This is a genomic window from Bacteroides sp. AF32-8BH (assembly GCF_003435205.1).
GTDB classification, from domain to species: Bacteria; Bacteroidota; Bacteroidia; order Bacteroidales; family Bacteroidaceae; genus Bacteroides; species Bacteroides ovatus.
On record NZ_QVLZ01000017.1, the window covers coordinates 21,644 to 34,546 of the forward strand.

Genomic DNA, 12,903 nt, shown 5'->3' on the forward strand with positions numbered 1-12,903 from the left:
TTTATGTATTCTGCAATAGCTGCAGACAACTTTTTTACTAACAAAAGACTAACAGGCTACATTTCAGGCAATTAAAATTGCAAAAAAATATTCAGACAGCAACTTCCTCTGCTTTATTAACTTTAACAACCAGATTTCCCCTACCAACCGATATTATTTGTACCTTTGTGCGCAATTTATAAATGAAGATGACAGAGAACAGAAGCTATTTACAAAAATATGCCATGCATTTTGGCACGTATATGGGAATCTACTGGATATTGAAGTTCATATTATTTCCGCTGGGATTCCACATACCTTTCCTTTCGCTCTTATTTGTAATCCTGACATTATCCGTACCTTTCATCGGATATCACTATGCGAAAATGTACCGGGATAAGATTTGCGGAGGAAGTATCCAATTTTCACATGCCATGCTCTTTACCATATTTATGTATATGTTTGCTTCTCTGCTGGTAGCTGTGGCTCACTACGCCTATTTCCAATTCATCGATCATGGATTTATCATCAACTCTTACATCCAGTTGTGGGACGAACTGATGACCAACACCCCGGCTCTGATAGAAAACAAAGAAGTTATAAAAGAAACGATAGATACCGCCCGTTCACTTACTTCCATCAATATCACCATGCAACTATTGTCATGGGATGTATTTTGGGGAAGTATCCTGGCCATTCCCACCGCATTGATGGTAATGAAAAAGGCCAAACCGGAAAATGACGGAGTGTCTCAATCGTAATTTGTAATTCGTAAGTAATTAGTAATTAAAAAATGGATATATCAGTTGTAATCCCATTATTCAATGAAGAAGAGTCACTACCCGAACTCTATGCTTGGATAGAACGGGTAATGCAAGCCAACGGATTCTCATTCGAAGTGATTTTCGTTAACGATGGAAGTACCGACCATTCATGGGAAGTGATCGAAAAGCTTAAAGCTCAATCGGAACATGTAAAAGGTATCAAATTCCGCCGTAACTACGGTAAATCACCTGCACTCTACTGTGGATTCGCTGAAGCGGAAGGAAACGTAGTCATAACGATGGATGCGGACCTACAAGATAGCCCAGACGAAATCCCCGAACTTTACCGGATGATTACAAAGGATGGCTACGACCTGGTATCCGGCTGGAAGCAAAAGAGATATGATCCTATTTCAAAAACACTGCCCACCAAGTTGTTTAATGCTACTGCCCGCAAAGTATCAGGCATCAAAAACCTGCACGACTTCAACTGCGGATTGAAAGCCTATCGCAAAGAGGTCGTAAAACATATCGAAGTGTACGGTGAGATGCATCGTTATATACCTTATCTGGCAAAGAACGCCGGATTCAAGAAAATCGGTGAAAAGGTGGTACACCACCAGGCGCGTAAATACGGCACAACAAAATTCGGACTAAACCGTTTCGTGAACGGGTATCTGGATTTACTCTCTCTTTGGTTCCTTTCCAGATTCGGCATCAAGCCGATGCATTTCTTCGGACTGTTGGGATCATTGATGTTTCTGATAGGAATGATTTCTGTCATCATCGTAGGTGCCAGCAAACTATATGCCATGTACAACGGTCTCCCCTACCGACTGGTGACCGACTCTCCCTATTTCTATTTGTCACTTACGGCAATGATTATAGGTACGCAATTATTCTTAGCCGGATTCCTTGGCGAACTCATCTCGCGCAATGCACCGGAACGGAATAACTATCAGATAGAAAAGAAAATTTGATTCACATTCAATAAACTGACTATGAAGAATTTAATTCGTATCTTTCTCATATTGACTATCATTGGCGGTGCAGTCAGCTTACACAGTGCCTGCTCGGATGAGAACGATTGCTCATTGGCAGGACGTCCGATGATGTACTGCACAATATATACCATTAATCCGGATAACCCTACTATTGCATTAAAAGACACGCTTGATTCATTAACAATCACAGCATTGGGCACCGACTCTATCATCCTGAACAATGAAAAGAATGTGCATACCCTGATGTTGCCACTACGATACACAAGTGACACTACTGTGTTCATATTCAGATACGATCCCAAACGTAGAGAAAAAGATGTTGACACATTATACATTGTACAACAGAATACCCCTTATTTCCAGTCCATGGAATGTGGTTATATGATGAAACAAAATATAATCAGCGCTAAATTTGGAAAACCGGGAAGACCGGGTAATCCTCCTCCCTATGGCAACGGGCAGCCGGATCAGATAGATTCTCTTCATATAAAAAATAAAGAAGCCAATACAAATGAAATCGAGAACTTGCAGATATTCTATAATTATCGGCCAGAACGCACACCTGATGAAACGACTAATTAGTCTGCTTCTGCTCTTTTGCATTGGGCTTCCGTTGCTGGCACAACAGCAACGTCCGGCGCAAACGCCCAAAAGAGATCAGAAGAAAAAAGAGGTTGCCGAGATAGATACCATTCCGCTCTACAATGGTACGTATGTCGGTGTGGATTTATATGGCATTGGAAGCAAGCTGCTGGGAGGCGACTTTATGAGTTCTGAAGTCAGCGTAGCCGTTAACCTCAAGAATAAATTCATCCCTACCATTGAGTTTGGTATGGGAGGAACAGATACCTGGAGTGAAACAGGCATACACTATAAGAGCAAAATGGCCCCATTCTTCCGAATCGGTGTGGACTACAACACCATGGCAAAGAAGAAAGAGAAGAACAGCTACTTGTATGCAGGACTTCGCTATGCATTCAGTTCATTTAAATATGACGTTTCCACAATGCCGGCAGATGATCCTATCTGGGGAGATGTAATAGGTAACCCCAGTTTGGAAGACGGTTATTGGGGAGGAAGTGTGCCATTCAGCCATCTGGGTATGAAAGGATCGGTGCAATGGCTGGAAATCGTTTTAGGCGTCAAAGTACGTATTTACAAAAACTTCAACATGGGGTGGTCAGTACGTATGAAATACAAAACCAAAGCATCTACCGGAGAATATGGAGACCCATGGTACGTGCCCGGTTACGGAAAGTTTAAATCAAATAACATGGGAATCACTTATTCCCTTATTTATAAATTGCCTCTTTAGAATACAATGACAGGACTAGAGATTTGGCTGCTTGCAATAGGTCTGGCGATGGATTGTTTCGCTGTCTCAATTGCAAGCGGTATTATTTTGAAACGTACCCGTTGGAAACCCATGCTAGTCATGGCTTTTGCTTTCGGCTTTTTTCAGGCAATCATGCCATTTATCGGATGGATGTGTGCAAAGACATTCAGTCATCTTATAGAAAGTGTAGACCATTGGATTGCTTTCGCGATCCTTGCCTTCTTAGGCGGACGAATGATTTTAGAATCTTTCAAAGAAGAAGAATGTTGTAAACTGTTCAATCCGGCAAATCCGAAAGTGGTATTAACCATGGCAATAGCCACGAGTATTGATGCATTGGCAATCGGCATTTCCTTTGCCTTTCTGGGAGTTCAGGATTATACCGAAATCCTCCCTCCTATCAGCATTATCGGATTTGTTTCATTTGTCATGTCACTCATCGGTCTGATCTTTGGTATCCAATGTGGCTGCGGCATCGCCCGGAAACTGAAAGCTGAGTTATGGGGAGGTATCATTCTAGTCATTATCGGACTAAAGATATTAATTGAACATTTATTTCTTCAATAAAACGAGTTTTCTCATCAAATAGAAGAGCGTATGAAAACAAAAAAAAGTTTCCTTTGGCTGGCTTTCCTGATTTTGGCAACTATCTGGATATTAGTCAGACATAATCAACAAGTTGGCTATTACAGTGTCAAAGGTTTGGTGTTTGGGACAGTATATAAAATTACTTATCAGCATGACGGTGACTTAAAACCGGAAATAGAAGCTGAGCTAAAACGCTTCGACCAATCTCTATCTCCATTCAATGACAGTTCTGTTATCAGTCGCGTCAACCGCAATGAAGAGCTGGTGACTGATAGTTTTTTCCAGAAATGCTTCCATCGCTCGATGGAAATTTCCCGCGAGACAAAGGGTGCTTTCGACATTACAGTAGCCCCTCTTGCCAATGCTTGGGGATTCGGTTTCAAAAAAGGTGCTTTTCCTAATTCATTAATGATAGACAGTCTGTTACAAATCACCGGATATGAAAAAGTGAAAATGGATAACGGCAAAGTTATCAAACAGGATCCTCGTACCATGTTAAGTTGTAGTGCCGTTGCCAAAGGGTATTCCGTAGACGTAATTGCACAACTGCTCGACCGTAAGGGAATAAAAAACTATATGGTAGATATAGGAGGCGAGGTGGTAGTGAAAGGGAAAAATCCTTCCAAAGGCTTATGGCGCATTGGAATCAATAAGCCCGTCGACGATTCACTGGCTGTAAACCAAGACTTACAGACAATTCTTGAGATAACAGATTTAGGCTTGGCAACTTCCGGAAACTATCGTAATTATTATTATAAGGATGGGAAGAAATACGCCCATACGATTGACCCTAGAACTGGCTATCCGGTACAACACAACATCTTGTCCTCTACGGTAATCGCCAAAGACTGTATGACTGCCGATGCCCTTGCCACCGCCTTCATGGTAATGGGACTGGAAGAAGCGGAAGCTTTCTGCAAAGCGGATACAACGATTGACGCCTACTTTATCTATAGCGGAGAAGACGGAGAATTCAAGACTTATTATACGGAGGGAATGAAAAAATACATAACTACTCCGTAATATATATATATATTATACAAACAGAGGTTCTACTTGAGTAAAACAGAACCTCTATTCAATTGGCAAATATCTATTTCATAAACACGAAATACACTGCTGCAATCAGACAGACAAATGCAGCCAGATGATTCCAATGTAAAGCCTCACCTTTAAAGAAGATTGTAGTAAACACTGTAAAAATGACAAGAGTAATCACTTCCTGAATGACCTTTAACTGCATCAATGAAAACGGGCCACCATTACCTGCAAATCCGATACGATTGGCGGGTATCTGGCAAGAATATTCAAAAAAAGCAATAGCCCAACTGAATGCAATAACACCTATCAATGGAAGAGCAGCAAACCAACTGTATTCCTGTTTCATCTTCAGATGCCCATACCAGGCAAATGTCATAAAGACATTGGATACAATCAATAACAAAATGGTATAGAATCCTTTCATAACAATCAATTCAAATTAATCTATTTTATCCGGTAATAAATCTTCCTGTATATTGGTCATACTTCCCCAAAGACTGTAACGCGCCTCCGGGTTCATCGCTTCCAGTTGCCTCAAAATACCTTTCATATCACTCCGGCTGGACTGCGATTCATAAGGACAATTCTTCACTTGCTTCTGATAATGACGCAAAGCTGCCAATTCTACCAAATCGGCTTCATGAACCAGACACATCGGACGAATAATTGTCATATCAAACTTCTTCATCACCAACCGGGGCGGCATTGTACTGAAAGCTCCCTGATAAGTGATATTCATCAATAAAGTTTCCAAAATATCATCCATATGGTGACCGAGAGCGATTTTATTGCATCCGTGTTCCTTAGCAACTGTGAACAGGGCTTTCCGACGGTTCCATGAACAGAGGAAGCAGGGAGATTTACGTGTGTCGGTAGCAGGATCAAAGGCAGTCTCATACTGCACAAAGGGAACTCCATACGCCTCACAGTGCGCTTTCAAATATTCAGTATCACTCTGATAAGGAATATTCTTCATCACTACATGGACGGCAACGACAGAAAAGCGAGGTTTATAGATACGTGCGCGTCTCCCCAACAGTTCCACAAGCGCCAACGAATCCTTTCCTCCCGACAGTCCGATAAGGATTTTGTCTCCTTCTTCTATCAATCCATATTGCACCACTCCTTTATTAAACCGCCGTTCAATGCGGCGAATGGTTTTCTCTTCTTCCGTAAATTGTGTCATATCTTTGAAAATCGGCTGCAAAAGTAAGCGAAAAGAATGATTTAAAGAAGAATTAACATAATAGAATCACTGAAAAAGGGTTTATTTCTAATAAATTTGTACTTTTGAACAATTGATAAATGGACCGGTGCCCGAAAGCAGCGATGTTTTCAATCTACCCGTCACTCATAAACGCTCAAAACGATGAAAGGAAAATATATTCTATTTTTAATTTGCAGCCTCTTCCTTTGCGAAGTCTCTGCACAAACGTTGGAACAGGCACGCACCTTATTTACCAAAGGTGAGTACGAACAAGCCAAACCAGTTTTTAAGAAGTATACTAAATCACAACCGTCGAACGGGAATTATAATTATTGGTATGGCGTATGTTGCCTGAAAACCGGAGAGGCAGAAGAGGCGGTGAAACCTCTTGAAATAGCGGTAAAGAAACGTATCACCGGTGGACAACTCTATTTGGGACAAGCATATAATGAGACGTACCGCTTTGAAGACGCAGTGAACTGCTTTGAAGAATACATCGCAGACTTAAGTAAACGCAAGAAACCGACGGAAGAAGCTGAGAAACTTCTGGAGAAAAGCAAATCTGACCTTCGTATGTTGAAGGGGGTTGAGGAAGTATGTATCATCGACAGTTTCGTTGTGGACAAAGCAACTTTCCTGAACGCTTACAAGATCAGCGAAGAATCGGGCAAACTGTTTACTTTCAATGAATTCTTCAAGACAGAAGGAGATCATCCGGGAACTGTTTATGAAACAGAAATCGGAAATAAAATTTATTATAGCGAAAAGGGCGAGAAAGGTAATCTTGATATCTTTTCAAAGAACAAGTTGTTGAATGAATGGAGTGACGGACGTCCGTTACCGGGTAGTATCAATGCTTCCGGGAATGCGAATTATCCGTTTGTTCTATCGGATGGAGTCACCGTTTATTACGCCAGCGATGGCGAGGGATTGGGTGGCTATGATATTTTTGTCACTCGCTACAACACGAATACCGACACTTATCTTGTTCCGGAAAATGTGGGTATGCCGTTCAACTCGCCGTACAACGATTATATGTACGTCATCGATGAATACAACAACCTCGGATGGTTTGCTTCCGACCGTTTCCAACCGGAAGGAAAGATATGTATTTATGTATTCATCCCTAACACTTCCAAACAGACTTATAATTATGAAGCAATGGAGCAGCAAGAGATCATTCGTCTGGCACAGATTCATTCGCTGAAAGAAACCTGGAAGGATAAACAAGCGGTTACCGAAGCACTGCAACGATTGAAAGCTGCTATCAGTCATAAGCCCAAAGAACGCCGTGCCATGGACTTTGAGTTTGTCATTGACGACCATACGACTTACTATCTGATGAGCGACTTTAAATCCGCAAAAGCCAAGACACTTTTCCAACGCTATCAGCAGATGGAAAAAGACTATTATCAACAAGAAGAAAAGCTGAACGGCCTTCGTCAACAATATGCCGGTGCCAACCAACAGGGAAAAGCCAAAATGGCTCCTGCCATTCTCGACCTCGAAAAGCGGATACTGCAAATGTCCGAAGAACTCGATGCTCTCGAAGTGAATGTACGTAATGCAGAAAAAACAAAATAAATAATAACTCTGAACTATGGATATACTCATTATCGCCGTTCTCATTATTGCCGCAGTCATACTGTTTCTGGTAGAACTGTTCGTCATCCCGGGCATTAGTCTGGCCGGAATTTCTGCATTGGTTTGCATCCTGTATGCCAACTACTATGCATTCACCAATTTAGGTATGGCAGGAGGATTTGTCACTCTTGGCATATCAGCGGTTGCCTGTATCGGATCACTGATTTGGTTTATGCGATCGAAAATGCTGGACAAACTGGCGTTGAAAAAAGATATCGATTCAAAAGTAGACCGTAGCGCAGAAGATAGCGTCAAAGTGGGTGATATAGGAATCAGTACTACCCGCCTGGCACAAATCGGTTATGCCGAGATTAACGGAAAAATTGTAGAGGTAAAGTCAATAGACGGGTTCCTCAATGAGAAGACTCCGATAATCGTAAGCCGGATCACCGACGGTACAATCATGGTTGAGAAACACAAAGAATAATATTCACTTAATAAAAACATCAATGGAATCATCTTTCTACTTGCCTATCTTTCTGATAGCCGGAGGTATTATCTTCTTGATAATATTTTTCCATTACGTGCCGTTCTTCCTTTGGTTGTCGGCTAAAGTTTCGGGAGTTAACATCTCGCTGATACAACTATTCTTAATGCGTATACGTAACGTTCCGCCGTATATCATCGTTCCGGGAATGATCGAAGCCCACAAAGCCGGTCTGAAAAATATCACCCGCGACGAACTGGAAGCCCATTATCTGGCTGGCGGACACGTAGAAAAGGTAGTTCACGCCTTAGTATCGGCATCGAAAGCCAACATCGAATTGCCTTTCCAGATGGCTACTGCTATCGACCTGGCAGGACGTGACGTATTCGAAGCTGTACAGATGTCTGTAAACCCGAAAGTGATTGATACTCCTCCTGTAACGGCTGTTGCGAAAGACGGTATCCAGTTGATAGCTAAGGCTCGTGTTACAGTACGTGCCAATATCCGCCAGCTGGTCGGTGGTGCAGGTGAAGATACGATCCTTGCCCGTGTAGGTGAAGGTATCGTTTCGTCTATCGGTTCTTCTGAAAACCATAAATCGGTATTGGAGAATCCGGATTCTATCTCTAAACTTGTACTTCGTAAAGGTCTGGACGCAGGAACTGCTTTCGAGATTCTGTCTATTGATATTGCGGACATCGACATAGGTAAGAACATCGGTGCGGCTCTGCAAATCGATCAGGCTAATGCAGATAAGAATATTGCACAGGCAAAAGCTGAAGAGCGCCGTGCTATGGCAGTAGCTTCCGAACAGGAAATGAAAGCAAAAGCACAGGAAGCTCGTGCCAAAGTGATCGAAGCAGAAGCTGAAGTTCCTAAAGCAATGGCTGAAGCTTTCCGCAGTGGAAACTTAGGCATCATGGATTATTATCGCATGAAGAATATCGAAGCTGATACTTCCATGCGTGAGAATATCGCCAAGCCGACAACAGGCAATGCTGGCAATCAGCCATTGAGCAAATAATCGTTCACAAACGCTGGAATCCGATTTCATTTCAGTCGCAAGACGTTCTCTCCTTTTCTATGGAAAAAGAAAGAGACTTCTTCTGAACTTAAATCCGGTTCCGGCGTTTCTATTTATAGATACAATCCTATTATAAAACTAAAACCTTTCAATGACATGAAAAAGTACTTTCCATCCTCTGAATTGATAATCAATGAAGACGGTTCAGTATTCCATCTTCACGTAAAACCCGAATGGTTGGCAGATAAAGTAATCCTAGTAGGTGACCCCGGACGTGTAGCACTCGTAGCTTCTCATTTCGAAAACAAAGAATGTGAAGTGGAAAGCCGCGAATTCAAAACCATCACGGGTACTTACAAAGGTAAACGGATTACGGTAGTCTCTACAGGAATCGGTTGCGATAACATCGACATCGTAATGAATGAATTAGATGCACTCGCCAATATCGACTTTGTCACCCGTGAAGAAAAGGATCAGTTCCGCCAACTGGAATTAGTGCGTATCGGCACATGTGGCGGCCTACAACCCAATACGCCTGTCGGAACTTTTGTATGTTCGCAAAAGTCCATCGGTTTCGACGGGTTACTGAATTTCTATGCCGGACGTAATGCCGTATGCGATTTGCCTTTCGAACGTGCTTTCCTCAATCACATGGGTTGGTCGGGAAATATGTGCGCTCCTGCTCCTTACGTCATTGATGCCAATGAAGAATTGATTGACCGGATCGCCAAAGACGACATGGTACGTGGAGTGACAATCGCTGCCGGAGGTTTCTTCGGTCCTCAAGGACGTGAACTTCGTATCCCGTTAGCAGACCCGAAACAGAATGATAAGATTGAAGCGTTCGAATATAAAGGTTACAAAATTACCAACTTCGAAATGGAAAGTTCGGCTTTGGCAGGACTTAGCCGGTTGATGGGACACAAGGCAATGACCGTCTGCATGGTGATAGCCAACCGACTTATCAAAGAGGCCAACACCGGATATAAGAATACAATCGATACGCTAATTAAGACAGTACTTGACAGGATATAAATCTATATTCAGGAGGATTAAATTGTAATCGAAAGAATAAAATTGCAATTAAAAGAATGTATAATGGCTTGAATCTTTCACTGATAATATGTGTGGATTCAAGCCATTGTTTTTTTATTAATAACCAATCGTAAATCTCTCCTGGTGGTGTTTCGGATATTCCAGTTCATCAATCATGGCGGCGGCATAATCTTCAACAGAGATATGGCTGTTTCCTACAATATCTACAATCATATCATCTTTTCCCAACCGATAACGTCCTGTACGTACTCCCGGACGCATATCCGCTGCCGGAGAGAAAAATACCCAGTCTATTTCCTTTTCTTTCTTTAAAAAGTTCAGATAAAACTCTCCTAGAGCTTTCACTCCCGGCAATATATTTTCGGGTACCTCACCGGAATCCATCAGACGCAAGCCCGGAGCGATAAACAAAGAACCGGCACCGCCCACCATCAAAAAGCGATTAACACCCGCTTTCTTCACTCCATCAATAATGGTCAGATAAACTTTGATTGTTTCATCGTATATATCAGGATTATTCCATCCCGGATTGAATGCACTAATAACCGCATCTGCACCTTTACAAACGGCAGTCACTTCATCAAGCGCGGAGACATCGGCTTTCACCACTTTCAGATTTTCATTCTCTATCTTTATCTTTTCCGGATGACGAACTACTGCCGTAACCTCGAGATCACGATTCAATGCTTCATTCAGAAGGGCAGATCCCACAAAGCCGCTTGCCCCGATAAGGACTATCTTTTTTACTTTCTCCATATTCTAATATATTATAATGTTACTACTATATAATAAATAACACTACAACATTCAGAATGTTAGTTCTCTTTTAGAAAATTAATTATCCGATATAAGATTCTATTGTCTCTTTCAACCTTTCCAAAGAATAGGGCTTTGAGATAACAGCGTTGCATCCTGCCTGAATAGCCTGTTGCTGTTCAGTATAGAAAGCATACGCGGTCACTGCAATAATAGGCACAGTCAGAGAAATAGTACGGATCTTTTCAGTGGCTTGAATACCGTCCATGATCGGCATACGAATATCCATCAGAATCAAATCCGGCTTTTCGCGGATAAAACTATTGATGGCTTCCTGTCCGTTGCGTACCCATGAAATAATATATTCCTTATTCAGAAGAATATTAAGTTGGACAAAGTTCGACTCAATGTCTTCTACCACCAATATCTTTTTACGTTTATCCTCATCGACGTTCTTCTTATGTGAGAGGCTTCTTTCAGCAACTTCTTTCGGTACTTCCTGATAAGGCAAATAGAGTGCAAACGTACTCCCCTGCCCCAATTCTGAAGTTACCTCGATACGGCCGCCCAGTCGTTCTACAATGCTTTTACAAATTGAAAGCCCTAATCCGGTGCCTTGCACAAAATCATTCAGTTTCTCAAACCGGGTGAAAATTTGAGGGAGTTTCTCTTTGGATATACCGCAACCCGTATCGCTGACATACAGTTTCAGCCAGGGTCCTTCATGTTTCAAGCCTAAAGTTATACTTCCCTTTTCCGTATTTTTAATCGCGTTCGACAAGAAATTGAACAATACCTGCATCACACGGTTACGATCAGTAGAAGTCCAGTATTCTCCTTCGGGACGAATCACTTTCAATTCTACATTCGACTTCATCTTCAGCTGGTGCACTTTTTCCACTTCTTCCACTAGTCCTGCAATCTCAACCTGCTGGAAATGCATTTCCGATTTGCCGGATTCAATACGGGAAAGGTCTAAAATATCATTGATTAACTGTAATAACAAGTTACTGTTTTTCTGAATAATTTCCAGATACTCCATTTTCTCTTCTTCACTTTCTGTCACTGCGATAATCTCCGAAAAACCAACAATAGCATTCAACGGAGTACGAATTTCATGGCTCATATTAGCTAAAAAGACCGACTTCATTTTATCAGCATCTTCCGCACGACGTTTAGCTTCGATCAATTCCTGCGAACGCTGAATCCGGTCTCCGATGTCATGTATCAAGGCAAGTACCCTGTTTCCTTCAAAGGGGGCGATACGTGCCTGAAAATAATGCAGACTTCCATCCACTTCAAGCGGATATTCTATTTCCTTCAACTTACCATCACGCAAACATTCCCTAATGTTACAAATAAACAAGTCGCTAACCTCCGGTGAATAAATAGATCGTCCATCTGCTCCGCGTAGCACTTCCACAGGGTGAAGCAATATCGTTCCCGGTGCCATCAGGACATCGGTAATAAAGAAATTATCATCAAAAATAAAAATGAATTCCGGCAATGCTTCAATTATTTTGCGATTATACTCTTCCAGATATTTGATATGTTGCTCCTTTTCGCATTGTGAAGTGACGTTCACCGTATATGCCAGCAGTTTACCCGGATGACTTTCGCAACTCTCTTTGTAAGACAGAAAATGATCTTCCAGCCAAATTACTTTCCCTTGTTCACTTATACAACGAACTCTAATTTGTGAGGTCTTAGAGTCTGATGAAAGCATTTCTGCAAAGGCTTGTTTATAGAATTCAATATCTTCCGGATGAATAAACCGATAGAAATCATCTATATCTTCAAAAATGATCCCGGCATCCTTTAATCCCAGTGTAAAAAAATAATCGTTTGAAAAGGAGCATTTGCCCGTAATGATATCATATTCCCACAAAGCTATTTGATGAGCTGCAAGGACAGAAAGTATTTCTTGTGAGTTCTCCCGTATGAGTTCACTCTTTTCATTGGAAGAATATAAATTAATCGCTGGTTCCATAAGCATTATTGTTTTATTTTGTTTGGTGTACCACTGCACGGCAGCAAATATAAACAAATAAAGCACAAGTTGTGCTCAATTTTCTGT

14 protein-coding genes are annotated in these 12,903 nt (G+C 41.7%); 10 read left to right on the forward strand and 4 right to left on the reverse strand.

The window, feature by feature from the left end; all coding sequences use genetic code 11:
* Window positions 1-182 precede the first annotated feature (182 nt).
* The 6 genes from DWZ47_RS13390 to DWZ47_RS13415 are packed head-to-tail and all read left to right on the forward strand — an operon-like array spanning window position 183 to window position 4,694.
* The gene (locus DWZ47_RS13390; protein WP_015532571.1) at window positions 183-740 is read left to right on the forward strand and encodes a DUF4199 domain-containing protein; all 558 of its coding nucleotides are present in this window, start codon (window positions 183-185) and stop codon (window positions 738-740) included.
* A 32-nt stretch (window positions 741-772) separates the two neighbouring features.
* Complete coding sequence (locus tag DWZ47_RS13395; protein ID WP_004302041.1) at window positions 773-1,723, forward strand: glycosyltransferase family 2 protein; 951 nt, start codon at window positions 773-775, stop codon at window positions 1,721-1,723.
* A gap of 21 nt (window positions 1,724-1,744) precedes the next feature.
* Complete coding sequence (locus DWZ47_RS13400) at window positions 1,745-2,329, forward strand: DUF6452 family protein (protein ID WP_004302040.1); 585 nt, start codon at window positions 1,745-1,747, stop codon at window positions 2,327-2,329.
* On the forward strand, window positions 2,313-3,062 hold the full coding sequence (locus DWZ47_RS13405; RefSeq protein ID WP_004302039.1) for a DUF6048 family protein: 750 nt from the start codon (window positions 2,313-2,315) through the stop codon (window positions 3,060-3,062). The genes DWZ47_RS13400 and DWZ47_RS13405 overlap by 17 nt, the downstream gene beginning before the upstream one ends.
* 6 nt (window positions 3,063-3,068) lie before the next feature.
* The gene (locus DWZ47_RS13410) at window positions 3,069-3,650 is read left to right on the forward strand and encodes a manganese efflux pump MntP family protein (RefSeq protein WP_004325313.1); all 582 of its coding nucleotides are present in this window, start codon (window positions 3,069-3,071) and stop codon (window positions 3,648-3,650) included.
* Window positions 3,651-3,680: 30 nt separating this feature from the next.
* Window positions 3,681-4,694 carry an FAD:protein FMN transferase gene (locus DWZ47_RS13415; protein ID WP_117513464.1) on the forward strand — a complete coding sequence of 338 codons (1,014 nt, stop codon included), beginning with the start codon at window positions 3,681-3,683 and terminating at the stop codon, window positions 4,692-4,694.
* Window positions 4,695-4,764: 70 nt separating this feature from the next.
* Here the strand turns inward: DWZ47_RS13415 and DWZ47_RS13420 are convergent, their stop codons facing one another.
* The gene (locus DWZ47_RS13420; protein ID WP_117513466.1) at window positions 4,765-5,136 is read right to left on the reverse strand and encodes a DMT family protein; all 372 of its coding nucleotides are present in this window, start codon (window positions 5,134-5,136) and stop codon (window positions 4,765-4,767) included.
* Between the two features lie 15 nt (window positions 5,137-5,151).
* Window positions 5,152-5,898 (reverse strand): ATP-binding protein, encoded by a 747-nt coding sequence (locus tag DWZ47_RS13425; protein ID WP_117513468.1) that lies wholly within the window; start codon window positions 5,896-5,898, stop codon window positions 5,152-5,154.
* Window positions 5,899-6,081: 183 nt separating this feature from the next.
* Between DWZ47_RS13425 and DWZ47_RS13430 the strand changes: the two genes are divergently transcribed.
* From DWZ47_RS13430 to DWZ47_RS13445, 4 genes are all read left to right on the forward strand, one after another.
* Window positions 6,082-7,503: a tetratricopeptide repeat protein gene (locus DWZ47_RS13430; RefSeq protein WP_009040379.1), complete on the forward strand. Its 1,422-nt coding sequence runs from the start codon at window positions 6,082-6,084 to the stop codon at window positions 7,501-7,503.
* A 16-nt stretch (window positions 7,504-7,519) separates the two neighbouring features.
* Complete coding sequence (locus DWZ47_RS13435; RefSeq protein ID WP_004304887.1) at window positions 7,520-7,990, forward strand: NfeD family protein; 471 nt, start codon at window positions 7,520-7,522, stop codon at window positions 7,988-7,990.
* A 22-nt stretch (window positions 7,991-8,012) separates the two neighbouring features.
* A complete protein-coding gene (gene floA, locus DWZ47_RS13440) occupies window positions 8,013-9,014 on the forward strand; it encodes a flotillin-like protein FloA (protein WP_004304885.1) in 1,002 nt (333 codons plus the stop codon).
* Window positions 9,015-9,170: 156 nt separating this feature from the next.
* A complete protein-coding gene (locus DWZ47_RS13445) occupies window positions 9,171-10,049 on the forward strand; it encodes a nucleoside phosphorylase (protein WP_004320316.1) in 879 nt (292 codons plus the stop codon).
* Window positions 10,050-10,166: 117 nt separating this feature from the next.
* On the opposite strand, the gene DWZ47_RS13450 is transcribed toward DWZ47_RS13445, so the two are convergent.
* Together DWZ47_RS13450 and DWZ47_RS13455 are read right to left on the reverse strand one after the other, a co-directional pair.
* Window positions 10,167-10,826, reverse strand: a complete 660-nt coding sequence (locus DWZ47_RS13450) for an NAD(P)-dependent oxidoreductase (RefSeq protein ID WP_117513470.1) — start codon at window positions 10,824-10,826, stop codon at window positions 10,167-10,169.
* Between the two features lie 82 nt (window positions 10,827-10,908).
* Window positions 10,909-12,816: a PAS domain-containing hybrid sensor histidine kinase/response regulator gene (locus DWZ47_RS13455; protein WP_117513556.1), complete on the reverse strand. Its 1,908-nt coding sequence runs from the start codon at window positions 12,814-12,816 to the stop codon at window positions 10,909-10,911.
* Between the last annotated feature and the right edge of the window lie 87 nt (window positions 12,817-12,903).

What these genes read in the sequence shown, in the direction of transcription:
- DWZ47_RS13390 (WP_015532571.1), top strand. Translation starts at nt 183, where the DNA reads ATGAAGATGACAGAGAACAGAAGCTATTTACAAAAATATGCCATGCAT.
- DWZ47_RS13395 (WP_004302041.1), top strand. Translation starts at nt 773, where the DNA reads ATGGATATATCAGTTGTAATCCCATTATTCAATGAAGAAGAGTCACTA.
- DWZ47_RS13400 (WP_004302040.1), top strand. Translation starts at nt 1,745, where the DNA reads ATGAAGAATTTAATTCGTATCTTTCTCATATTGACTATCATTGGCGGT.
- DWZ47_RS13405 (WP_004302039.1), top strand. Translation starts at nt 2,313, where the DNA reads ATGAAACGACTAATTAGTCTGCTTCTGCTCTTTTGCATTGGGCTTCCG.
- DWZ47_RS13410 (WP_004325313.1), top strand. Translation starts at nt 3,069, where the DNA reads ATGACAGGACTAGAGATTTGGCTGCTTGCAATAGGTCTGGCGATGGAT.
- DWZ47_RS13415 (WP_117513464.1), top strand. Translation starts at nt 3,681, where the DNA reads ATGAAAACAAAAAAAAGTTTCCTTTGGCTGGCTTTCCTGATTTTGGCA.
- DWZ47_RS13420 (WP_117513466.1), bottom strand. Translation starts at nt 5,136, where the DNA reads ATGAAAGGATTCTATACCATTTTGTTATTGATTGTATCCAATGTCTTT.
- DWZ47_RS13425 (WP_117513468.1), bottom strand. Translation starts at nt 5,898, where the DNA reads ATGACACAATTTACGGAAGAAGAGAAAACCATTCGCCGCATTGAACGG.
- DWZ47_RS13430 (WP_009040379.1), top strand. Translation starts at nt 6,082, where the DNA reads ATGAAAGGAAAATATATTCTATTTTTAATTTGCAGCCTCTTCCTTTGC.
- DWZ47_RS13435 (WP_004304887.1), top strand. Translation starts at nt 7,520, where the DNA reads ATGGATATACTCATTATCGCCGTTCTCATTATTGCCGCAGTCATACTG.
- floA (WP_004304885.1), top strand. Translation starts at nt 8,013, where the DNA reads ATGGAATCATCTTTCTACTTGCCTATCTTTCTGATAGCCGGAGGTATT.
- DWZ47_RS13445 (WP_004320316.1), top strand. Translation starts at nt 9,171, where the DNA reads ATGAAAAAGTACTTTCCATCCTCTGAATTGATAATCAATGAAGACGGT.
- DWZ47_RS13450 (WP_117513470.1), bottom strand. Translation starts at nt 10,826, where the DNA reads ATGGAGAAAGTAAAAAAGATAGTCCTTATCGGGGCAAGCGGCTTTGTG.
- DWZ47_RS13455 (WP_117513556.1), bottom strand. Translation starts at nt 12,816, where the DNA reads ATGGAACCAGCGATTAATTTATATTCTTCCAATGAAAAGAGTGAACTC.